General features: G+C 73.3%; 18 protein-coding genes. 11 read left to right on the top strand and 7 right to left on the bottom strand.

The genetic code is table 11. The features are described from left to right. The first annotated feature begins 57 nt into the window (after positions 1–57). Genes AC5PYY_RS04810 through AC5PYY_RS04800 form a run of 3 tightly spaced genes read left to right on the top strand, consistent with a single transcriptional unit; the run spans position 58 to position 3773 of the window. Positions 58–885, top strand: a complete 828-nt coding sequence (locus tag AC5PYY_RS04810; protein WP_493898657.1) for a methyltransferase domain-containing protein — start codon at positions 58–60, stop codon at positions 883–885. Continuing rightward, positions 885–2537 carry an FAD-dependent oxidoreductase gene (locus AC5PYY_RS04805; protein WP_493898656.1) on the top strand — a complete coding sequence of 551 codons (1653 nt, stop codon included), beginning with the start codon at positions 885–887 and terminating at the stop codon, positions 2535–2537. The genes AC5PYY_RS04810 and AC5PYY_RS04805 overlap by 1 nt, the downstream gene beginning before the upstream one ends. Positions 2538–2549: 12 nt before the next feature. Next, positions 2550–3773 (top strand): cytochrome P450, encoded by a 1224-nt coding sequence (locus AC5PYY_RS04800; RefSeq protein ID WP_493898655.1) that lies wholly within the window; start codon positions 2550–2552, stop codon positions 3771–3773. A gap of 112 nt (positions 3774–3885) precedes the next feature. On the opposite strand, the gene AC5PYY_RS04795 is transcribed toward AC5PYY_RS04800, so the two are convergent. Both AC5PYY_RS04795 and AC5PYY_RS04790 read right to left on the bottom strand, forming a co-directional pair. Beyond that, entirely contained in the window at positions 3886–4341 is a 456-nt protein-coding gene (locus tag AC5PYY_RS04795; protein ID WP_493898654.1) for a hypothetical protein, read from the bottom strand. Next, positions 4338–5267, bottom strand: a complete 930-nt coding sequence (locus AC5PYY_RS04790; protein WP_493898653.1) for a phytoene/squalene synthase family protein — start codon at positions 5265–5267, stop codon at positions 4338–4340. Before AC5PYY_RS04790 ends, AC5PYY_RS04795 begins: the two co-directional genes overlap by 4 nt. 44 nt (positions 5268–5311) lie before the next feature. On the opposite strand from AC5PYY_RS04790, the gene AC5PYY_RS04785 reads away from it, so the two are divergent. Continuing rightward, complete coding sequence (locus tag AC5PYY_RS04785; RefSeq protein ID WP_493898652.1) at positions 5312–6493, top strand: lycopene cyclase family protein; 1182 nt, start codon at positions 5312–5314, stop codon at positions 6491–6493. A 3-nt stretch (positions 6494–6496) separates the two neighbouring features. Here AC5PYY_RS04785 and crtI read toward each other — a convergent pair whose 3' ends face one another. Beyond that, positions 6497–7975 (bottom strand): phytoene desaturase family protein, encoded by a 1479-nt coding sequence (gene crtI, locus AC5PYY_RS04780; protein WP_493898651.1) that lies wholly within the window; start codon positions 7973–7975, stop codon positions 6497–6499. Next, positions 7972–9639 carry an isopentenyl-diphosphate Delta-isomerase gene (gene idi, locus AC5PYY_RS04775; protein WP_493898650.1) on the bottom strand — a complete coding sequence of 556 codons (1668 nt, stop codon included), beginning with the start codon at positions 9637–9639 and terminating at the stop codon, positions 7972–7974. The genes crtI and idi overlap by 4 nt, the downstream gene beginning before the upstream one ends. A 193-nt stretch (positions 9640–9832) precedes the next feature. On the opposite strand from idi, the gene AC5PYY_RS04770 reads away from it, so the two are divergent. From AC5PYY_RS04770 to AC5PYY_RS04755, 4 genes are all read left to right on the top strand, one after another. Beyond that, on the top strand, positions 9833–10777 hold the full coding sequence (locus AC5PYY_RS04770) for a dioxygenase family protein (protein ID WP_493898649.1): 945 nt from the start codon (positions 9833–9835) through the stop codon (positions 10775–10777). A gap of 278 nt (positions 10778–11055) precedes the next feature. After that, positions 11056–11655 (top strand): substrate-binding domain-containing protein, encoded by a 600-nt coding sequence (locus AC5PYY_RS04765; RefSeq protein WP_493899326.1) that lies wholly within the window; start codon positions 11056–11058, stop codon positions 11653–11655. Positions 11656–11725: 70 nt separating this feature from the next. Then, on the top strand, positions 11726–13576 hold the full coding sequence (locus tag AC5PYY_RS04760; RefSeq protein ID WP_493898648.1) for a Na+/H+ antiporter: 1851 nt from the start codon (positions 11726–11728) through the stop codon (positions 13574–13576). Positions 13577–13600: 24 nt separating this feature from the next. Further along, entirely contained in the window at positions 13601–15259 is a 1659-nt protein-coding gene (locus tag AC5PYY_RS04755) for an NAD(P)/FAD-dependent oxidoreductase (RefSeq protein ID WP_493898647.1), read from the top strand. Between the two features lie 28 nt (positions 15260–15287). Here the strand turns inward: AC5PYY_RS04755 and AC5PYY_RS04750 are convergent, their stop codons facing one another. Further along, the gene (locus AC5PYY_RS04750) at positions 15288–16211 is read right to left on the bottom strand and encodes an exodeoxyribonuclease III (protein ID WP_493898646.1); all 924 of its coding nucleotides are present in this window, start codon (positions 16209–16211) and stop codon (positions 15288–15290) included. 174 nt (positions 16212–16385) lie between these two features. Here AC5PYY_RS04750 and AC5PYY_RS04745 point away from each other — a divergent pair, with 174 nt between their 5' ends. Then, the gene (locus tag AC5PYY_RS04745; RefSeq protein ID WP_493898645.1) at positions 16386–16817 is read left to right on the top strand and encodes a hypothetical protein; all 432 of its coding nucleotides are present in this window, start codon (positions 16386–16388) and stop codon (positions 16815–16817) included. 136 nt (positions 16818–16953) lie between these two features. Here AC5PYY_RS04745 and AC5PYY_RS04740 read toward each other — a convergent pair whose 3' ends face one another. Continuing rightward, complete coding sequence (locus AC5PYY_RS04740) at positions 16954–18273, bottom strand: serine hydrolase domain-containing protein (protein WP_493898644.1); 1320 nt, start codon at positions 18271–18273, stop codon at positions 16954–16956. A gap of 211 nt (positions 18274–18484) precedes the next feature. Further along, positions 18485–20836, bottom strand: coding sequence for an excinuclease ABC subunit UvrA (locus AC5PYY_RS04735; RefSeq protein ID WP_493898643.1), 2352 nt, complete (start codon positions 20834–20836; stop codon positions 18485–18487). A 133-nt stretch (positions 20837–20969) separates the two neighbouring features. Between AC5PYY_RS04735 and AC5PYY_RS04730 the strand changes: the two genes are divergently transcribed. Together AC5PYY_RS04730 and AC5PYY_RS04725 are read left to right on the top strand one after the other, a co-directional pair. After that, positions 20970–21431, top strand: a complete 462-nt coding sequence (locus AC5PYY_RS04730) for a hypothetical protein (protein ID WP_493898642.1) — start codon at positions 20970–20972, stop codon at positions 21429–21431. Further along, the gene (locus tag AC5PYY_RS04725) at positions 21428–22699 is read left to right on the top strand and encodes a zinc metalloprotease (protein WP_493898641.1); all 1272 of its coding nucleotides are present in this window, start codon (positions 21428–21430) and stop codon (positions 22697–22699) included. The genes AC5PYY_RS04730 and AC5PYY_RS04725 overlap by 4 nt, the downstream gene beginning before the upstream one ends. Positions 22700–22865: the final 166 nt, after the last annotated feature.

The raw sequence follows: 22865 nt of genomic DNA, 5'->3' as shown, positions 1-22865 counted from the left end.
GATGGTGTCTCCCGAGCCGGACGACAATCCCCAGCCGATGAGAGACGAGGTGCCGCGGTGACGACGGACGACGTGGATCGGCGGGAGCACCAGCTCTCCCGCGAGTTCGACCGCGCCGCGGGGCGCTACGACCTGCTCACCCGGCTCAACCCCGGCTACCACCGCGAGCTGCGGGCCGCGGCCGACGCCCTCGTGCAGCGGCTACGCGCCACCACCGATGAGCCGGCCACCCTGTGGGACCTCGGCTGCGGCTCGGGCTTGTCCACCCAGGCCCTGCTGCGCAGCACCCGGCCCGGCACCCGGATCGTCGGCCTGGACGCCTCTGGCGGCATGCTCGCGCAGGCCCGCGCCAAGGACTGGCCCGCCACGGTCACCTTCGTCGAGGGCACCGCCCAGCACCTCACCGACACCGCCGCCGCCCACCTAGACGGCCCCGCCGACGGCGCCTTCGCGGCATACCTGCTGCGCAACGTGCCCGCCGCGGAGCGCGACGGGGTGCTCCGGGCGATCCACGACCAGGTGCGGCCCGGCGGGTGGATCGCCCTGCACGACTACCACGTCGCCGGAGACCGCCGCGCCGAGCGCACCTGGACCGCGGTGTGCCGGGGCGTGGTGACTCCGCTGTCCGCCGTCGTGCGGGGCAACCCCGAGATCTACCGCTACCTGTGGCGCAGCGTCCTCGACAACGAGAGCACGACCTCGCTGAGCGAGCGGCTCGGCCGGGCCGGTTTCGTCGACGTCACCTGGACCACCGCGCGCGGCTGGCAGCGCGGGATCCTGCACACCGTGCTGGCCCGCCGTCCGCTGGACCCCGACGCGGGCCCTGACGCCGGCACCGCCGCGGGGGCCGACCCCTCCGACACCCCACCGACGGGAGCCCGCTGATGCCCCACCGCCTCACACCAGGTCGCGACCGCAACGCCCTGCGCCACCCCGGACCCCCCGGCACCGCCACGGTCCAGGAGCCGCGCCACGTCGTCGTCGTCGGGGGCGGCATCGCCGGCCTCGCGGCCGCCACGATCCTGCTCGAGCGCGGCGTCGAGGTGACCCTGGTGGAAGCCCAGGACCAGCTCGGGGGCCGGGTGCGGTCGTGGCCGGTGGGCGAGGACCGCACGATGTCCCGCGGCTTCCACGCCTTCTTCCGGCAGTACTACACCCTGCGGGCCCTGCTGCGCCGGGTCGACCCGACGCTCGAGCACCTCGTGCCGGTGCCCGACTACCCGCTGCGACGTGGCGACGGGCTGACCGACAGCTTCGCCGCGCTGCCGGCGACGCCGCCGGCCAACCTCGCCGCCTTCGTGGTGCGCAGCCCCACCTTCCCGCTGCGCGGCCTCACCCAGGTGCACCTGCCCAGCGCGATCGAGCTCATCAGCGTGGCCTACCCCGAGAGCCACGAGCGCTACGACGGGGAGTCGGCGGAGGCCTTCCTCGACCGGCTGCGCTTCCCCGAGGGGGCGCGCCACCTCGCGCTGGAGGTCTTCGCGCGCTCGTTCTTCGCCCACCCCTCCGACTTCAGCGCCGGCGAGCTGGTCGGGATGTTCCACACCTACTTCACCGGCTCCTCGGAAGGGCTGCTCTTCGACGTCCCGGACGACGACTACGACCGGGTGCTCTGGGCGCCACTCGGGCGCTACCTCGAGGGCCTCGGGGGACGGGTGCACACCGGCACGCGGGTGGAGTCGCTCCGACGGGGCGCCGAGGGAGACTGGGAGGTCGAGGTCGAGGGGGGCGGACGGCATACCGCCGATGCGGTCGTGCTCGCGACCGACCCGCGGGCGACCCGCTCCCTCGTTGCCGCGCTCGACGACCCGGATCCCGTTGCGGCACAGCAGGACTGGCACGCGCGCGTCGCCGCCGGCCGCAACGCGCCTCCCTTCGCCGTGCTGCGGCTCTGGCTCGAGACCCCGGTCGACGCCGGGCGCGAGGCCTTCCTCGGCACCAGCGGCTACGACCTGCTCGACAACGTCACCGTCCTCGAACGCTTCGAGGCGGGTGCCGCGGACTGGGCGCGCGAGCACGGCGGCTCCGTCGTCGAGCTGCACGGGTATGCCGTCGACCCGGCGCGCGACGCGACGCTCGCGGGAGATGGCCGGGGCGGGGTGGACGAGGCCGCCGTGCGCGAGCGGCTGCTGGCCTCGCTGCACGAGGTCTACCCCGAGACGGCCAGGGCCGGGATCCGGCACGAGGAGCTGCTCGTCGAGGACGACTGCGGGCTCGTCGGCACCGACCCCTGGCGGGAGCGGCTGACGGTCGACACGCCCTACGACGGGCTGGTGCTGGCCGGGGACGGGCTGCGGGTCCCGTGGCCGATCGCGCTCATGGAGCGCGCGGCCGTGACCGGCGTGCTCGCCGCCAACGAGCTGCTCGCCGGGTGGGGCGCGCGGGGCGAGGACGTATGGACCGTGCCGCTCGAGGGCATCCTGCGGCGGCGGCCCGGGCGGTCCGGGGCAGCCGGGTGGTCCGGGCGGTCGGGTGCGGCCGGGCGGCCGAAGGCCACGCGGCGGGCTGGCGCGACCGCCTCGGCCGCGACGCCGTGAGCAGGAGCACCGGTGGGTGAGGTGAGCGAGCACGGCCAGCGCCGAGCGGTCCGGGAGGACGAGGCGACCGAGCCGCGCGTCGAGCGGGTGGACTCCGGCGGCCGGCCGGGCGTGAGCACCGTGTGGCGGCTGCGCGCCCTGGAGCCGGCCCGGCAGCTACTCCGGGCCCGGCACCGCACCACCCAGGCCGGGTTCACCGCCGAGGCCATCCCGCAGGGCCGGCTGGAGCACCACCCGATCCTCGTCTCCGACGGGCCGCAGCACGACGACCAGCGCCGCAAGGTGGCCCGGTTCCTGGCCCCGGCGGTCGTCACCGAGCGCTACGGCGCGCTGATGGAGCAGTGCGCCGACCGGCTCGTCGCCCAGGCCCGCGAGCGCGGTCGGGTGCAGCTCGACGAGGCGGCGCTGCACTACACCGTCGAGGTCACCGCGGAGCTGGTCGGGCTCACCGAGTCACCGGTGCCGGCGATGTCACGGCGGCTGGTGAGCTTCTTCAACCAGCCTCCTTTCGACATCACCCGCGCCGACCTGGGGCGCTCGCGGCGGGACTGGGCCCGGGCCGCCCGCAACGGGCTGCTGCCGGTGCTGCGTTTCTGGTGGGCCGACGTGCGCCCCGCCATCCGCGCCCGGCAACGGGCCCCGCGCACCGACATCGTCAGCCACCTGCTCGCCGAGGGCTACAGCCGCACCAGCATCCTCATCGAGTGCGTGACCTATGGCACCGCGGGCATGGTCACCACCCGCGAGTTCGTCGTCATGGCGGCCTGGCACCTGCTCGAGTCGCCGCCGCTGCTGGAGCGCTACCTCGTCGCGGAGCAGCCGGAGCGGCTGGCCATCCTGGAGGAGATCATCCGGCTGGAACCGGTCGTGGGGCACCTCTACCGCCGGGTGCAGGAGCCGGTCGAGATCAGCGACGGCGACGAGCGCTGGACCATCCCGCCCGGCGATCTCGTCGACGTCTGCGTGCGGGCCACCAACACCGATCCCGAGGCGGTGGGCCCGGACCCGCTCGACCTCTGCCCAGGACGAGGTATGCCGTCCGGCACCGGCGGCAGCGGCCTCACCTTCGGCGACGGCGCGCACAAGTGCCCCGGCCAGCCCCTCGCGCTGCTCGAGACCGACGCGCTGCTGGTGCGGCTGCTGGCCGAGCGGCCCCGGATCGTGTCCCAGCCCGAGCTCGGCTGGGACCACCTCATCGAGGGCTACTGGCTGCGGGGGCTCGAGCTCGCCCTCTAGGTGTCCTCGGCCCGTCGGAGTCATGCTGCGTCCTGCACGTCATGACGAGCGACTCGCCGCAGGGCACTCCAGCTCTGTGCGCGACACGCCGACGGGCCAGCAGGCGCTCGCGTCAGCCCGCCTCTGCGGAGCCGGAGCGAGACGCGGCCCGGGAGCCTGGCGCGGTCACGGCCGGGTCCAGCTGGTGCCGGTAGGTCCACGACGTCAGCGCCGTGGCGAGCATGGCGATGAGCACGCCGAGGAAGATGTGCGGCGAGGTCACGCCGAGCCGCCCCAGCACGACCTGCGCCACCACGGCGAGCGCCACGAGCACCGCGAGCGTGGTGTTGACCGGCCCCGCGGACCGGCGCAGCACGGCATACCCCAGGGCGGAGACGACGACGATGGTCAGGGTGACCCAGGCGCCCCACCGGTGATAGCCGGTGAACTGGCCCTGGCCCCCGAGGAAGGCCGCGGCCCAGCCGGCCTGGGCGACGACCGCGCTGAGCACGAGGGTCGCGAGCGAGCGCAGCACGATGAGGTGCGGGTGCGGCAGCTGCGCCCCTGCCAGGCCGGGCAGCGGGCTCATGGCCGATCCGATCCGGGCAGCCGGCGCTCCGGCCCGCGCACGAGCACGTCGGTGAGGATGGCGACCTTGGTGCGTCGGGGCACGCGGCGCCGCTCGGAGAAGACGTCGTAGTCGGCCTGCTCGATCCGGTCGAGGATGAGGGAGTACATGCGCAGCGCCGTGGCGACGCAGCGGGCGCTGGGCGTCGGCAGCATCGGCACCCCGCGGGCGGCGTCGCGGTAGAGCTCGCGGTTGCGCTCGATCTGCTCGGCCATCATCGCCCGCCAGGCCCGGGTGACGCGCCGCTCGTGCGGGTCGGCGCCGTGCCGGGCGAGGTCGTCCTGGGGCAGGTAGACGCGCCCGCGGTCGAGATCCTCGCCCACGTCGCGCAGGAAGTTGGTGAGCTGGAAGGCCAGACCCAGCGAGCGCGCCGGCGGCATCGCCGCAGCCACCCCGGTATGCGGCTCCAGCACCGGGAGCATCATCTCGCCGATGACGGCGGCCGAGCCCTCCATGTAGCCGTCGCGCAGCTCCTCCCAGGTAGCCCACGTCTCCCGGGTCAGGTCGAGCTCCATCGCGCGGAAGAAGCGGTCGAAGCATTCCGGGTCGGTGCCGCGCCGCTGCAGGCTGTCGACGACCGCGGCCATGACCGGGTCGCGCGAGCCGCCCTCGCGCAGCGCGGTGACGAAGAGGTCCTCGAAGCCGCGCAACCGCACCCCGGGGTCCGGATCGGGCGGCACCGGCACGTCGACGGTCTCTGGCTCGTCGACGATGTCGTCGGCGAGGCGGCAGAGGGCATAGACGGCATAGACGTCGACCCGCTGGGAGGAGGGGAGCAGGCGTGCGCCCCAGTAGTAGGTGGTGCCGTGCCGCTTCGTGAGCTCACGGCAGCGGGCATACCCTTCGCGCAGCACGGGATCTGCCGCCGGCGAGACTCCTTGCTGCATCTGGCTAGCGTAGTGCGGCTAGGGTCGGCGCCGGAGGTGAGGTCATGCACGACGTCGCGGTGGTGGGTCTGGGGCCGGCGGGGCGGTCGCTCGCCTCGGCCTGCGCGGCCGCCGGACTGGACGTGCTCGCGGTCGATCCCGCCCCCGAGGCGGTGTGGAGCCCGACCTACGGCGTGTGGGACGACGAGCTCGCGGGCCTGCCCTCCTCCGTCGTACGGCACCGGGTCGCGCGACCCGAGCTGCGCGCGCGGGGCCGACACCCGCTGCACCGGGGGTATGCCGTGCTCGACAACGTCGCGCTGCAGCAGGCGCTGCCGCTGGAGACCGTCGAGGTGCGCCGGGGGCGGCTGGACGACGTCGGGGTGGCCGCGCTGCGCTCGGAGGCCCGCGTCGTGGTCGACGCGCGGGGCGCCCGCCCGGACGGTCCGCTCGTCGACGACGCGGCGGCGCAGACGGCCTACGGCATCGTCGTCACGGCGCGCGACGCGGCCCCGGCGCTGCAGGGTGCCGAGGGCCTGCTCATGGACTGGACGACCGACTGGACGACGGGCGGGGCGACCGGTACGGCCACGGGCACGGCGGGCGAGGAACGCGACCGCGAGCGCGACATCCCGACCTTCCTCTACGCCATCCCCCTCGGAGCGGACCGCGTGCTGCTGGAGGAGACCTGCCTGGCGGCGGCCCCCGGGCTGGGCATCGACGAGCTGCGCACCCGCCTGACCCGACGGCTCCGTGCGCGAGGCGTCGCCGAGGAGGTCCTCGCCGAGCCGCTGGCCCGCGAGGTGGTGCGGATCCCCATGCGGGGCCGGGAGGTCGCGCCGCCACCCGGGGTGCTCGCGGTCGGCGTGGCCGGGCGCGGCGGGCACCTCGTCACGGGCTACTCGGTGGCGCACTCGCTGCGCAGCGGCCGCGAGCTCGCCGACCGGATCGCCGCGGGCGACGTGCCCGCGCAGGTCGACCCACCGGGCTCGGCCGACCTGGTGCGCGAGGCGGGGCTGCGGGCGCTGCTGCGGATGGACACGGCCGGCACGGTGGAACTCTTCGAGGCCTTCGGCCGGTTGGGGGCGACGCGGCAGCGCGACTTCATGGCCCGCGGCACGAGCGCCGGGCCGCTGCTGGCGGCGATGTGGCGGATGTTCGTCGCGATGCCGGGGCCTGGACGGGTCGCGCTGACCCGGGCGACGCTCGGCGCCCCCTGGCAGGGGCTGCGCCTCGGCCGCCGCTGACGCTCAGCCCACGAGCTGGCGCACCCGCTCAGCCGCGAGCCGACCCGAGGGCAGCACCATCGGCACCCCGACGCCCGGCACCGTGCCGGACCCGGCGAAGACCAGACCGGGCACCCGGCGGTCGACGTTGCCCGGGCGGAAGGGCCCGGTCTGGGGGAAGGTGTGCGCCAGCGCGAAGGGGGTGCCGGCGGCCATGCCCTGGTTGCGCCAGTCCAGCGGTGTGACGAGCTGCTCGGTGACGACGTCGGTGGGATAGCCCGCGTCGTCGAGGAAGTCCAGCAGCCGCTCCTTCATCGGCTCCCGCTCCCGCTCCCAGTCGGTGTGGCCGACCTCGAGGTTGGGCGTCGGCTCCAGGACGTAGAGCGTGCTGTGCCCCTCCGGCGCCGCCTCGTCGTCGTCGAGCGAGTGGACGGTCACCAGCCGCGACGGGTCGGCCATGAGGTTGCCCGTGCGCAGCAGGTCCTCGAACGCGCCGGACCAGTCGTGGCCGAAGTGGATGTTGTGGTGCGCCTTGCCCTCCGGCACGCCCTTGACGCCCACGTGCCACACCACGCAGGACGGGGAGTAGCGCCCGCCGAGCAGCCCGGAGACGGCCCGCGGGGGCCGCACGTCGGGCAGCAGCGAGCGGTATGCCGTCGGCAGGTCGAGCGTGCACACCACCGCGTCCGCGGCGATCCGCTCGCCGTCGTCGGTGTCGACCCCTCGGACCCGACCGCCGCCGTCGCGCACCAGGGCGGCGACGCTGGTGCCGTAGCGGAACTCGGCACCGGCATCGGCGGCGGCACCGGCGAGAGCCTCAGGGACCGCGCGCATACCTCCGCGGGGGAAGAAGACGCCCTCGATGGAGTCCATGTAGGTGATGACGGCGTAGATGGACAGGGCGTCGTCCGGGGCGAGGCCGGCATACATCGCCTGGAAGGAGAAGAGCCGGTGCAGCCGCTCGTCGGTGAAGCGGCGCCGGATCATCGGACCGAGGCGGCCGAAGCCGCCCATCGCGACCAACCGGGCGGCCGCGCGCGGGCGGGCCAGCAGGTCGGTCGGACTGTCGAAGTTGCGGTCGATGAAGTGCGGCATCTCGGTGAGGTAGAGCCGGCGCAGCCAGGGGACGAACTCGTCGAAGGCCGCCGCGTCCACGCTGCCGCACTCGCGGTGGATCTCGGCCCGCATCGCCTCGTGCCCGTGCGGCAGGTCGAGGGTGGAGCCGTCGGCGAAGAAGCCACGGTAGGCGGGGTCGAGCAGCTGCAGCTCAAGGCGCTCGGCCAGGCTGGACCCGGCGGCGCGCAGTGGCCGGTCGATGAGGTCCGGCATGGTGAGGACGGTCGGACCGGTGTCGAAGGTGAAACCGTCCTGGGTGAGCCGTCCGGCGCGCCCGCCGGGCACGTCCTCCCGCTCGAGCACGGTGACCCGGTGGCCGTCACCGACCAGGTGGCAGGCGGCGGCGAGCCCGGCGAGGCCGGCTCCGACGACGACGATGTGACTCATGCGTTCCTCCAGGCGATGCGACGGGCTTCCTCCCGCAGGCCGGTGATGCCCGCGCTGCTCAGCAGGTCGGGGGACAGCGCCTCCTCGGCGGTGGCCACCTCCTGCTCGATCCGGTCCTCGAGCTCCGAGCGGATGCCGGCCCCCTCGAGAGCCTCTTGGAGCAGCGGCACGTCCTCGTCCCGGCTCTCGGGGGTGCCGACCCGCTCCATCGCCCGCGCCGCCGCCCCGGTGAGCCGCTCGGTGCCCATGACCCAGATCACCGTCGTCTTGCCCTCCCGGAGATCATCGCCGCTGGGCTTCCCGGTGAACTCGGGCTCACCCCATACCCCGAGGATGTCGTCACGCCAGGCGAAGGCGCGCCCGAGGTGGCGACCGAAGGTGGCCAGCGCCGAGCGCTGCTGCTCGTCGGCGGAGGCAGCCAGGCACCCGAGCTGCAGCGGCCGCTCGATGGTGTAGGCGCCCGACTTCAGCGCGGCGACGGCCTCGGCGTGCGCGAGGTCGCGCCGGGCCGCGGCGCTGCCCGTGAGGTCGGCGCGCTGGCCGGCGAGCAGCTCGAGGTTGAGCTCGAACCAGTAGTCGCGCATCGGGCTCGGCAGCGGGCTGACCAGGCTGTCGGCCAGCGAGTGCGCGAGATCGCCGAGCAGGACCGCGATGCTCTCGCCGAAGCGGGTCGAGGAGCCCCGAGCCGCGCCGCGCGCGTGCCGGTCGGCCGCCACCACGTGCGCCGCCGGGGCGCCGCGCCGCATCTCCGACTGGTCCATGACGTCGTCATGGATGAGGGCGAAGCCGTGCAGCACCTCCAGCGCCGCGGCTGCCCGCACGAGGTCGTCGTGGCACCGGGTGTCGAGCCGGCCACCGGTCGCGACGAAGCCCCAGTGGCACATGCGGGGCCGCAGCCGCTTGCCGCCGGACGTGAGCGAGCGCCGCAGCCAGGTCGGCAGGTCGCCCGGGTCCTCGGCGAGCAGGTCGACGGCGCCGGCGGGGGCCAGCGTCGTCCACATCCGCTCGGTCCACGAGCACTCCTCGTCGACGAGCGCCTCGACCCGGTCCAGGGTGGCCTCCGCCGGGCAGTCGCCCTCGTCGGCACCGGTCGGCTCGCCGCCGCGACGTCCGCGCAGCGGCAGCCGGGTCCGCTCGGCCTGCAGCTGCGGGATCTGCTCGGCCGACCATGGGCTGTAGATCTCCGGCATGGCGCGCACCCCGGTGACGAGGTCGTCCCACTCCACCCAGGCGTGCTGGGCCACCTCGTCGGGGTCCGGGTCGAGCTCGCCCTCGATGACCCCGACGAAGACGGGGCACAGCTCATTCTCGACGAGGCCGCTGGCGTCGGTGGCGCGGTAGGAGAAGCTCGGGAGCGCGAGCTGCAGCTCGGCGACGGTGACCCCGAGCTCCTCGCCGAGCCGGCGCCGGACCGCAGCCCCGATCGCCTCGCCCGGGCGGGGATGACCGCAGCAGGCATTGGTCCACACCCCGGGCCAGGTCCGCTTGCCGAGGGCGCGGCGGGTGAGCAGCACGCGCCCCTGCTCGTCGAAGAGATACAGCGAGAAGGCCAGGTGGCGCGGCGTCGTGGGCGTGTGCACGCCCTCGCGCGGAGCCGTGCCCGTGGGGCACCCGTCCTCGTCCACCAGGACCACGAGGTCCTGCGCCGTGTGGCTGTCGCTCATCGCGGCTCCTTTTCGCGCGCCGGCCCTCCGAGTGCCCCAACGATAGGTGGCGTCCCTGACGCACCCGCGGGGTGGGTGCGCCCGCGCCGCCGGCGGACCCGCAGCACAGGAGACGCACAGCAGACGCTGGGCCTGCTCCTGGGGTCCCGGCCTAGCGTCGGAGTCTCAGACATGACACGGGAGGAGACCCACCATGACCCAGCCCAGCTACCAGGGCCGCACGCTGCCCCGCCCCGAGGACGACCTCGAGGACCAGGGCCTCGCCTTCGACCTCGGCACGCTCTTCAGCCGGCGCCACGCCCTGCAGCTGCTCGGCCTGGGCGCCGCGGGCAGCGTCGCGGCCTGCGCCGGGGCGAGCACCTCGGGGAGCAGCACCAGCTCGGGCAGCGCCACGGCGGGCTCGGGGGCGGCCGGCACGACCTCGGACGCTGCTGCGGCCACGACCGCGTCGGACCTGACCGAGATCCCCGACGAGACCGCGGGTCCCTACCCCGGCGACGGCTCCAACGGCGCCGACGTGCTCGAGCAGAGCGGCGTCGTCCGCTCCGACCTGACGAGCAGCTTCGGCGACTCCGCCGGGGGGACGGCGAGCGGCATACCCATGACCCTGGAGCTGACCATCCTCGACATCGCGGGCGGCGGCGGCCCCATGACCGGCGCCGCGGTCTACGTCTGGCACTGCACCGACAGCGGGCTCTACTCGATGTATTCCTCCGGCGTGGAGGACGAGAACTTCCTGCGCGGTGTGCAGGTCACCGACGACGCGGGTGTGGTGACCTTCACCAGCATCGTGCCCGGGTGCTACGCCGGCCGGTGGCCGCATATCCACTTCGAGGTCTATCCGGATGAGGCGAGCATCGTCGACTCCACGACCAACATCTGCACCTCGCAGGTGGCGCTGCCCCAGGGCATGTCGGAGGCGGTCTACGCGACCAGCGGCTACGACGGGTCGACCGAGAACCTCGGGCAGCTCACCCTGGCCAGCGACAACGTCTTCGGCGACGACGGGGGCGTGCACCAGCTCGCCACGGTCTCCGGCGACACGGACGCGGGGTATGTCGTGCGCCTCACCGTCCCCATCGACACGACCACGGCCGCGACCAGCGGTGGCATGGGTGGCGGCGGTGGCGGCAGGTGAGCGATACCGTGGCTCCCCAGGGCGGTTCGTGACGCCTCCACGACGACAGGAGAGCCCGTGGCCGGCGTGCTGGTCTTCGAGGGTGGCCGCTTCGGTCCGGACTCCTACGTCCACAGCATCGAGGGTGCCGCCCGGGCCCGCGGCTACACCACGCTCGCGACCTCGCTGCGCGGTGATGACGAGCCGGACGTGCAGGATGTCCTCGACCACCTGCTGGGTCGTCAGCTCGAGGGACTCATCGTGGTGCTCCGCGCGACCACCAGCAGCAGCACCTCGAGCTGCTGCCGGCCGACCTCCCGGTCGTGTCGCTGGAGGCGGAGCCGCCGCGCGCCCACGCCTTCGTGGCCAGCGACAACAGCGCGGGTGGGGCGCTCGCCGCGGACCACCTGCTGGGGCTCGGTCATCGTCGGCTCGCGCACGTCGCGGGGCCGCCGGACTGGGCGGAGGCGCGGCTGCGCTCGACCGGCTGGGAGGAGGCCGTCGCCGCGGGAGGGGGCGAGGTCGTGGCCGCCTGGGAGGGCGACTGGAGCGCCGGATCGGGGTATGCCGCCGGCGCCCACCTCGCGGAGCGGGACGACGTCACCGGCGTGTTCGTCTCCAACGACCAGATGGCCCTGGGCCTGCTCACCGCGCTGCACGGGCGGGGCCGGCGGGTGCCGGAGGACCTCAGCGTCGTCGGCTACGACAACGTGCCGGACAGCGCGTGGTACTGGCCGCCGCTCACCACCGTCGAGCAGCGGTTCGAGGAGGTCGGCCGCGCCGCGCTGGCCCAGCTGCTCGACGCCATCGCCGGCGGGCGGCCGGACCCGGTGCTCATCACGCCCCGTCTGGTGACTCGCTCGAGCACGGGACGAGCCAGGGCCCCCGACCCCGCCTGACCGACGTCTTGGACCACGGCGTGCCGCCATGGCAGGCAAACCAGTGGTCGAATTCGGGGAGAATGGGGCGGTGGAGATCGCCATCCTGCTCGTGCTGCTCGCGATCGTCGTCATCGCGGGCGAGGCGCTCTCGGAGCGCCTCGGTGCCCCGGCGCCGCTGCTGCTGACCGTCATCGGCATCGCGCTGTCCTTCGTGCCCGGGGTGCCCGAGCTGCACCTCGACCCCGAGATCGTGCTCGTCGGGCTGCTGCCGCCGCTGCTCTACACCGCCTCGTTGTCGACCTCGCTGGTCGACCTCAAGGCCAACGGGCGCCCGATCCTGCTGCTCTCGGTGGCCGCGATCCTCGTGACGATGGTCGCGGTGGCGGGCGTCATGAAGCTGCTGCTGCCGGACCTCCCGTGGCCCGTGGCGCTGGCCATCGGCGCCGTGGTCGCCCCGCCGGACGCGGTCGCCGCCACTGCCGTGGGGCGCCGGATCGGGCTGCCCCGACGCGTGGTCTCCGTGCTCGAGGGCGAGTCGCTGCTCAACGACGCGACGGCCCTGGTGGCGCTGCGCACCGCGATCGCGGCGATGGCCGGCGGGGTGGGCGTCCTGAGCATCGCGGGCAACTTCCTGCTCGCCGCCGGCGGTGGGGTGCTCATCGGGCTGCTCGTCTTCCTCGTCGTGGCGTGGGTGCGGCGCCGGCTGCACGACTCGCTGCTCGACACGGCCGTCTCCTTCGTCACGCCCTTCGCGGCCTACCTCGTGGCGGAGGAGATCGGCGCCTCGGGCGTCATCGCCGTCGTCGTGGCCGGGCTGCTGCTGAGCCACCGCGCCTCCAGCCTGCAGACGGCCGAGAGCCGGGTCGTCGAGACGACGACCTGGCGCACCGTGTCGTTCCTGCTGGAGAACGTCGTCTTCCTGCTCATCGGGCTGCAGGCGCGCTGGATCGTCGAGGACCTGCGCGGCTCACCGGTGTCGGCGCCGATGATCGTGGCGATCTGCGCCGCGACGCTGGCGACGGTCATCGTGGTCCGGCTCGCGTGGGTGCACCTCACCCGGCCGCTGCTCGGCAGCCGCCTCGGCGAGCGGCGGCAGGACGCCGGCTGGGCCGAGACGACCCTCATCGGCTGGGCCGGGATGCGCGGCGTCGTCACGCTCGCCGCAGCCTTCGTGCTGCCGCTCGACACGCCATACCGCAACATCTTGCTGCTCGTGGCGCTCACCGTGGTGGCCGGCACGCTGCTGCTGCAGGGCCTCACCCTGCCCGCGCTCACCCGGCGACTGCCGGTCGACCGGCCCGACCCGGCCGACGACGCCCTCGCACGCGCCACGCTCCTGCAGCAGGCGGCGAGCGCCGGGCTGGAGCGCCTCGACGAGCTGGTCGGCGAGGAGGATGCCGAGGTCGCCGCCACCATCCGGCAGCGCGTCGACCAGCGGACCTTCGCCGCCTGGGAGCAGCTGTCGACCGTGGAGGGACGGCGCACCCCGACTGAGGCCTACGCCCAGCTGCGGCTGGCGATGATCCAGGCCGAGCGCGACCGCGTCCTGCACATCCGCGCCAAGGGCCGGGTGCCCTCGCCGGTGATCCGGCAGGTCCTGGGATCGCTCGACCTGGAGGAGTCGATGATCGACGCCGGCGCCACGGCGCGCGAGGACATCCGCGCCACGGGGAGTGACGGGCACCTGCTCTGCGCCGAGCTCACGGCATACCCGAGGGGGGAGACGGCGAGCCAGCCGGTGTGCGAGGGCTGTCTGCGCGACGGGACCGAGCCGGTCGCCTACCGGCAGTGCCTCGAGTGCGGCGAGGTCGGCTGCTGCGACTCCTCGCCGGGGCAGCACGCGAGCGTCCACTTCCGGGAGTCCGGGCATCCGGTGATGCAGTCCGCCGAGCCCGGCGAGAGCTGGCGCTGGTGCTACGTCCACCACCTCGCCACCTGAGCGGCGCGTGCCTAGGCTGAGCGGGTGACCTTCACGCCTGCCATCGTCGTCCTCTCCGGCTCGCACCTGGACACGCTGCTGTCCCAGTTCGCGCGCTACAGCGGGGAGTATGCCGTCATTCCCACCAGCACGCCGCTCGCCGCCAAGAAGCTCATCGCGACGATGGTGGAGGACGGCATCCCCATCGCGCTGCTCGTCGTCGACCACCCGGTCGCGGGGGCCGAGACCGAGCACGTCCTGGCTAAGCTCCGCTACCTCGTGCCGACCGCGCGCCGCGTCGCGGTGTCGCACTGGGACCACTTCCAGACCGGGGTGGCCGAGATGCGCACCCCCGTCGCGACCGGCGCGATCGACGCCTTCATGCTCAGGCCGCGGGGCAAGCGCGACGAGGAGTTCCACGTCGCCATCGGGGAGCTGCTCAACGACTGGAACGCGAGCGTCGGCACGCCCGAGGTCGAGACGACCCAGATCATCACGCCCGAGCGGGACGCGGTGACCCGCGAGCTGCTCGACTACCTCGGCCGGGTCGGGGCGCCGACGGGCGTGCACGCGCCGGACAGCGAGATCGGGCAGGAGGTGCTCGCGCGCTACGACGGCCCGCACGAGTGGCCGGTCGTCGCCACCTACAACGGCGAGGTGGGGCCGGTCCGGTCGGTGCGGCACGTCGCGACCCGGCTCTACGGCCGCCCCGACGAGATCGAGCAGGACCAGGTGGCCGACGTCGTCGTCGTAGGTGCCGGACCGGCAGGTCTGGCGGCAGCGGTCTACGCCTCCAGCGAGGGGCTGCGGACCGTGGTGCTGGAGGCGGAGGCGATCGGCGGCCAGGCGGGGACCAGCTCGATGATCCGCAACTACCTCGGCTTCCCGCGTGGCATCTCCGGTATGCGGCTCGCCCATCGGGCGCGGCTGCAGGCGTTGCGCTTCGGGACGCAGTTCTACACCGGGTGGCCGGAGGGGCTGGTCATCGGCGAGGACGGCGAGCCGCACCGGGTGATCACCGAGGGCGGCGACGTGCGGGGCCGGACCGTCGTCATCGCCACGGGTGTCGACTACCGCCGGCTGGGGATCGACTCGCTGGAGAACCTCGTCGGCAAAGGCGTGCACTACGGCGCCGCGATGGCAGCGTCGCGGGAGATGGAGGGGCGCGACGTCGTGGTCGTCGGCGGGGGCAACTCGGCCGGGCAGGCGGCGGTGCACCTGGCCCGCTTCGCGCGATCGGTGAGCGTCGTGGTCCGGCGCGACGACCTCAGTTCGACGATGTCGTCATACCTCATCCAGGAGCTGGACGCGAACCCCCGGATCACCGTCTACGGCCGGGCGCAGGTGGTCGACGGCGGCGGCGACGACCGGCTGGAGTGGCTGGAGTTCTCGCACAAGGACAAGGAGCACACCAAGCGGATGGAGGTCGGGGGGCTCTTCCTGCTCATCGGCGCCGAGCCGCACTGCGAGTGGCTGCCGCGCGAGCTCGCGCGCGACGAGCGGGGCTTCGTGCTGAGCGGTCGGCAGGTGCCGACCGAGCAGTGGGCGGACGAGCTGCCGCCGTCACCGCTGGCCACGAGCCTCCCGGGAGTCTTCGCGGTGGGTGACATCCGCGCCGGGAGCATGAAGCGGGTGGCCTCGGCCACGGGTGAGGGCGCCTCCGTGGTCTCGCTCATCCACGGCTACCTCGAGCCCGCCGGCTGACCCGACCCCGCTCCCGCTCGACGCGGCGTCAGAGGTCGTAGTCGACCACGACGGGCGCGTGGTCGCTGAGCCGGACGCCCTCGTGCTCCCGGTCGACCTGCGTGCGCACCGCCCCAGCGGCCAGCCGCGGCGTCGCGAGGTGGTAGTCGATCCGCCAGCCGGCGTCCTTGGCGTAGGCCTGCCCCAGCCAGGACCACCACGAGTAGGGCCCGTCGGTCTCCGGGTGCAGTCGGCGCACGACGTCGACGAGCGTCCGCGGCGAGAGCTGCGCGTCCAGCCAGGCGCGCTCCTCCGGGAGGAACCCCTCGGCCTGCTGGCTCCGGCGCCAGGCGGCGACGTCATACCTCGTGTGGGCGAGGTTGAGGTCGCCGGTGAGCAGGAACTCCCGGCCCCGCGCCCGCGCCGCCCGCCGCGAGCGGGTGAGCTGGCGCGCGAAGGCGTCGAGGAAGTGCATCTTGCGGTGGTACCTCGCGCCGCCGTCCGGCGCCTCCCGCATGCGGCCCGGCTGCTGCAGGTGCGCGGGTAGACCGCCCTTCGGGAGGTAGAGGGTCGCGATCGTGAGGGGTGTGTCGGCAGCGTCCACGTCGACCTCGAGGTAGCGGCCTTCCGCGGCATACCGGGAGATCCCCCGCGCCAGGGTGCCGTGGTCGGCCGCCGGCACCAGGGAGGTGTGCCGCTCGCCCGGCGCCCGCAGCAGGACGTCGGCACCCCAGGTGCGGACCTCGGCCGGTGGTTGACGGGTGAGGATCGCGACGCCGTTGCGGCCGGCGAGCGTGCCGGGGTCGTAGGCGACGTGATAGGCGCCGAAGGCGCCGTCGGGGAGGTCAGCAGGGGTGCAGCGGACCTCCTGGAGGGCCAGGACGTCGCCGTCGCGGTGGGTCATCCAGTCGCCGAACCCGCGGCGCCGGGCCGCGCGGATGCCGTTGACGTTGACGGTCGCGATGCGGAGCACCCCGCGATGCTACGGACCGGCCGCGCGAGATGCCGTGACCGGCCGCGCGAGATGCCGTGACTGGCCGCGCGGTATGACGTGACTGACCGCGCGGTATGTCGTGACCGGCCGCGCGAGATGCCGTGACTGACCGCACGGTTTGCGCGCGTCGACCCGGTGTCGCACGGTAGACCTATGAGCGAGCACCCCCACGAGGACGAGAGCGGCATCCGCGACTACACCCCTGAGCAGCAGCAGGAGGCCGAGGTCAACCTGGACGAGCCGGACGCCACGGCCGACGTCGCCTGGAGCCCGCCCGACCGGCGACCGGTGAGTTCAGAGTTCGCCGACGATGACCCGGCCGAGGAGACCATCGACCAGCGGATCGCCCAGGAGGTGCCGGAGGAGGGTACGTCCTACGGCGCCCCCGAGACCGGCGGCGAGGACACCGCCCGCGAGCCCGAGCTCATCGGCGGCGACGACCCGGACGCCATACCTGCTGATCAGGACGTCCTGGGTGGACCGGCCGAGATGCCGACCACCCACCCCGAGGACTCCGCAGGCGAGCCCGCCGAGGAGGCCGCGCTCCAGGTGCGCGAGGGGGAGTGGGACGACGAGCGTCCCTGACGCCATACCGTGCGGCCAGTCACGTCATACCGTGCGGCCAGTCACGTCATACCGCGCGGCCAGTCACCGCAGACCGCGCGCGGCCAGTCACGGCATACCGCGCGGCCAGTCACAGCAAACTGCGCGGCCGGTCGGCTCAGCAGGTGGCCAGGAGCATCGGCACCAGCACCGCGTTGAGGTCGTAGAGCGCGTCCTGGCTCGCCGTCAGGTCCCGGCCCGTCACGCCGAAGGACAGCTGACGTGAGCCGTCGCGCGAGGAGTAGTTGACGCTGAGCGTGCCAAAGGTGGCTCCGTCATGACCGGAGAGGTACTCCCCAGGCGTGCACGGGTCGGGGATCGAGTAGACGCCCAAACCGTAGTTGAGCGGGTTGGGGACGACCGGAGTGAGCATCTGGTCGACCGTGCTCTGCGACACGAGTTCGCCGGTGAAGAGCGCGTCATTCAGGTCGATGAGGTCCTCGGTCGTGCTCACGACAGCTCCCGAGTGGGAGAAAACCTCCGGGTCGAAGCCGTCCAGCCCGACCCAGCCCTCCTCCGTCCACATCGCTTCCTTGAGCGCGAGCCCGCGCAGGCCCGACTCGTCGGGGTAGGCGGTGTGCTGCATCCCGGCCGGGTGCAGCACACCCCGACGCAGCAGCGACTCGACCGACTGCCCGGTTGCCGCCTCGAGCAGCATGCCGAGGGCGACGTAACCGGTGTTGGAGTAGTTCCACCCCGTCCCCGGCTCGAAGAGCCACGGTGCCGCGTTGGCCGCGTCGATGTGGTCCTGGTCGGTGTAGTCCTGGCCGAGCGCCGTCACGAAGCTCGCCCAGTCGGTGCCGGTCAGCCCCTCGGCGATGAGCGTCTCGTAAGTCCCGAGCGGCAGACCCGAGGTGTGGCTCAGCAGATGCTCGATCGTCACGTCGGGATGGTCCGGGAAGAGACCGGGTATGACGTCGTCCACCCGGGTGTCGAGGGTCCAGGTGCCGGCCTCGACCTGCTGCAGGACGAGGGTGGCGATCATGGTCTTGGTGTTGCTGGCCGCCCGGAACGGGCTGTTGTCGAGGGCTGGAGGCTGGCGGTCGAGCCGGCGCTCGCCGGCGGCTCCGCTCCACTGCAGGTCAGGGGTGTCGACGCGGGCGGTGATCCCGATGGCGCCGTCGGCATCGGCCTGCTCCAGAGCGGCGTCGAGGTCGTCGCCGGCGACGAGCGGTGGGGCTGGTGCCTGCGTCGGAGCGTCCGGATCAGTGGCCGAGCGGCGGGACGGGGAGTCGTCGGTGGAGGCGTCCGACTGCAGCGCCTGCGCCTGCTCGGCGGCCTGCAGCACGGCCTTGCGCAGCTCAGCCTCGTCCACGGCAGCCCCGAGGCCGACCTGCGGCCGCTCGTGATCGACGGCTCCGGCGGCGACGGGCGCGGATGCGAGGGCGCCGAGTGAGATGCCTGCGGAGGCGAGAGTGGCGATGGTGCGTCGTGTCATGGGCATGGTTCGTTCCTTCCCCTGTGGTGAACCGGTGGCTCCATCCTGACCACGATCGATCCGCAGCGCATCCGTCGTGCGCAGGAGATCTGCTCCGCCCTGAGGTGGAGTGCGCCCACCGCGCGGCCAGTCACCGCATACCGCGCGGCCAGTCACGGCATATCGCGCGGCCGGTCACGGCAAACCGCGCGGCCAGTCACGGCGGAGTCGGTCAGGCCTCGACCCACTCCGCGAGGTGCTCGGCGGTCAGCGTGTCTTCGTTGGCCACCATGTCGGCCGGGGTGCCCTCGAAGACCACCTGCCCACCGTCGTGGCCAGCACCGGGGCCGATGTCGATCACCCAGTCGGCCTGGGCGACCACGGCGAGGTTGTGCTCGATGACGATGAGGCTGTGCCCCTGCTCGACGAGGGTATGCAGCATCTGCACCAGGCGCTCGGTGTCGGCCAGGTGCAGCCCGGCGGTCGGCTCGTCCAGGACGATCGTGGTGCCCTTGCCGCCGAGCTGCGCCGCCAGCTTGAGCCGCTGCCGCTCTCCTCCGGACAGCGTGGTGAGCGGCTGCCCGAGGCGCAGGTAGCCCAGACCCACGTCGACGAGACGGGTCAGGATGCCGTGCGCCTTCCCGGTGGTGAAGACCTCCGCGGCCTTGGCGATCGACAGGTCGAAGACGTCGGCGATGGTGAGCCCGTGAAGGGTGTGCTCGAGCACGTCGTCGCGGAAGCGCCGGCCGCCGCACTGCTCGCACTGGGCCGGGGCGCCCACGAGCATCCCCTGCTCGGGATAGATGACGCCCTGGCCGTTGCAGGCCGGGCAGGCCCCCTCGGAGTTGGGCGAGAAGAGCGCCGCTTTGACGTCGTTCTCCTTCGCGAAGGCGGTGCGGATGGGATCGAGCAGGCCGGAGTAGGTCGCCGGGTTGGAGCGGCGTGAGCCGCGGATCGCCGACTGGTCCACGATGAGCACGTCCTCACGCCCGGCCAGCGAGCCGTGGATGAGCGAGCTCTTCCCCGACCCCGCGACGCCGGTGACCGCGACGAGCACCCCGGTCGGGAGGTCGACGTCGACGTCTCGGAGGTTGTGCGTCGACGCCCCTCGGATCTCGATCGCGCCGCTGGGCTCGCGCACCTGCTCACGCAACGACATACGGTGATCGAGGTAGCGCCCGGTGACCGTGTCGGAGGCCCGCAGCCCGGCGACCTCGCCCTCGAAGGTGATGCTGCCGCCGTCGCTGCCCGCGCCCGGACCGATGTCGATGACATGGTCGGCCGCCTCGATGACCTCGGGCTTGTGCTCGACGACGAGGATCGTGTTGCCCTTGTCGCGCAGCGAGGTGAGCAGCGCGATCATCCGCCGGATGTCGTGCGGGTGCAGCCCGACCGTGGGCTCGTCGAAGACGTAGGTGACGTCGGTGAGGGCGCTGCCGAGCTGGCGGATCATCTTGACCCGTTGCGCCTCGCCGCCAGAGAGGCTGCCGGACTCGCGGTCCAGCGACAGATAGCCCAGCCCGATCTCGGTGAAGGAGTCGAGCATGGCGGCGAGGTTGGCCACGAGCGGCCCGACCGAGCTGTCGTCGATGCCCCGCACCCACTCCGCGAGGTCGCTGACCTGCATGGCAGTGCACTCGGGGATCGTCGTGCCGGCGACCGTCGCGGTGCGGGCCGCCTCGTTGAGGCGGGTGCCGCCGCACTCCTGGCAGGGGCCGGTCGTCGCGACCCGCTCCTTGAACTCGATCATGTGCTTCTGCTTCGGCTCCTTGTCGCCGAAGAGGGTGCGGCGGATCCGCACCACGAGGCCTTCGTAGGTGAGGTTGATCCCGGCGAACTTCACCTTGGTGGGCTCCTGATACATCAACCAGTGCCACTCGCGCTCGGAGTAGTCCCCGAGCGCCTTGTCCATGTCCAGCGTGCCGTCGGCGGCGGCCCCCTCGTCGCCGTACATCTTCCAGCCCCAGGTGCCGACGCCATACCCCGGCACGAGGATCGCGCCCTCGTTGAGGCTCTTGCTGCGGTCGACGACGACGTCCTCGTCGATCGCCGCCTGGGTGCCGATGCCCTCGCACTCCGGGCACATGCCGCCGATGAATTCGAAGGTCGCGACCTCGCCCTTGGGCGGCTTGCCGCCCTTGTCGACGACGAGCCGGCCGCTGCCGCTGGCTGAGGCCTGGTTGAAGGAGAAGGCCGAGCTCGGGCCGACGTGGGGCTCGGAGAGGCGGCTGAAGAGGATGCGGAGGAGGGCATACGCATCCGTGGCGGTCCCGACCGTGGAGCGCGCGTTGGCGCCGAGCCGCTCCTGGTCGACGACGATCGCGGCGGAGAGGCCGTCGAGCTCGTCGACCTCGGGCCGGCTCGTGGCGGGCATGAAGGACTGCAGGAAGGCGGAGTAGGTCTCGTTGATGAGGCGCTGGCTCTCGGCCGCGACCGTGCCGAAGACCAGGCTCGACTTGCCGGAGCCGGACACCCCGCTGAAGACGGTCATCCGGCGCTTGGGGATGTCGACGTCGACCCCCTGGAGGTTGTTGACGCGGGCGCCACGGACCCGGATCACGTCGTGGCTGTCGGCGGGATGCATGAGCAGATGGTGCCACGGGGTGCCGACAGACCCGCCCGCTGCGATCGGGTGCGTGGTCGCGAGCCGGGAGGTATGTCGTGCGTCCGCGCTACAGTCGAGGCGGCGGGTTCGAGCTCGCCAGAGGAGGGCGGTGATGAGAGAGCCGGGGGACGGCGACCGAGGCGTGGACCGCGACGACGGCGACCACCTCGTCGACGCACGCCTGCTGGCCGATCGATGGGTCAGCGCGCCCGAGCAGGGCGACGGCGAGGAGATGGTCTTCGTCAGCGGGGACCGTGCCGCGGACCTGCCGCCAGCGCGCGGACGGCAGTCCTTCGTGCTCTCGCTCGACGGCTCGGCGGGCACCCTCGGCCCCGGAGCAGACGACCGCCCGACCGAGGACTCCGGGAGCTGGCACCTCGACGGGCGACACCTGTCGGTGCGCACCCCTACCGTGAGCCACGAGGTCGACATCGACCGCCTGGAGCCGGGGCGCCTGGTCGGCCGTGCCCGGTCGGTCACCAGCCCCGATACCGATCCCGGGGCCAGCACCGACCCCGACGCGACCACCGACGCGGACCCAGACCCCGCAGTCCCGAGGAGTGAGGCGACATGACCCCCACCCAGCAGCACGGCATACCGCACCGGACCTGCGCGACCGGGCAGGTCCACGAGCGGCTCCTGCGCACCGCCGAGGGCTATGCGAGCGCGCGCGCCACGATCGAGAACCTCTCGATGCGCGCCCAGGTCTTCCCGCAGCTCGCCGCCCGAGAGGGCTGCACGCTCATCCCGGTCGTGGTGCACGTCGTGGCGCGCACCAATGCCGAGGACGTCTCGGCGACGCAGATCCGCAGCCAGCTCGACGTGCTCAACGCCGACTTCCGCGCGCGCAACGACGACCTCGGCAGCGTGCCGGAGCCGTTCGCGCCGCTGGTGGGCGATGCGCGCGTGCAGTTCGAACTGGCGACCACCGACCCGGACGGCAACCCGACCGACGGCATCGTGAGGGTGCGCACCGAGGTGCGCGGCTTCGGGACCGACGACGGCGTCAAGAGCGCGGCCTCGGGGGGCTCGGACGCGTGGCCCGCGCACCGCTACCTCAATATCTGGGTGTGCCAGCTCGAGGGCGGGGTGCTGGGCTATGCGCAGTTCCCCGGCGGGCCGCCCGAGACCGACGGCGTGGTCGTGCTGCACAGCGCCTTCGGGACGTCCGGCACGGCCACCGCGCCCTTCGACGGCGGCCGCACCACGACCCATGAGGTCGGTCACTGGCTCAACCTGCGGCACATCTGGGGTGACGACGGCACCGGCTGCACGGGCAGCGACCAGGTCGGCGACACGCCCAACCAGGGTGGCCCGAACACCGGCACCCCGACCTTCCCGTCGGTGAGCTGCGGCAACGGCCCGGACGGCGACCTCTTCGTCAACTACATGGACTACGTCGACGATGCGGCGATGATGATGTTCTCCGCCGGTCAGGTCACGCGGATGCAGGCCGCCCTGAGCGGGCCGCGGGCGAGCATCGGCAGCACCATCGCCTACGAGCCGGACGTGGACGCGGGAGACGGCGGCGGCTCCGGCGACTCCTGCGGCGATGCGGAGGCCGAGGGTCTCACCTGGCCCGAGCCCGTCGCGGCGCCGCGCCGCACCCTGGCGCCGGCCTCCGCCTGGTCGCCTCGGGCGGTCGCCGGCGTCGACCTCGTCGGCAGCTCAGACACCGCCCCGATCGGGGCGGGCGCATCCGCCGTCGCCACCGAGGCGCTGCGCGCCCAGATGTGGCAGGTGTATGCCGTGCTGACGCAGCGCGACCCCGCAGCCGCGGCTGACCTCGTCGAGGGCGTCGAGCGCGCAGAGGCGGCCTACCGCCGCTCGCTCGCGACCTGACCTGCCGCCCCACCTCTCCACCAGCCGAGCCCTCACCCTCCCTCAGCCCGGACGCTGCATACCCCTCCGCGCGGCCACGATCCCACCGAGCGTCGCGATTGGTTGCTCTCACCCCCACCGAGCGTCGCCGCCGTCGCAGGCGGACGGTGTGGATGTCCAGCACCGG

The sequence above is a fragment of the Serinicoccus sp. JS2-9 genome (genome assembly GCF_059025165.1).
This window is presented reverse-complemented; position numbering and strand designations above follow the sequence as displayed.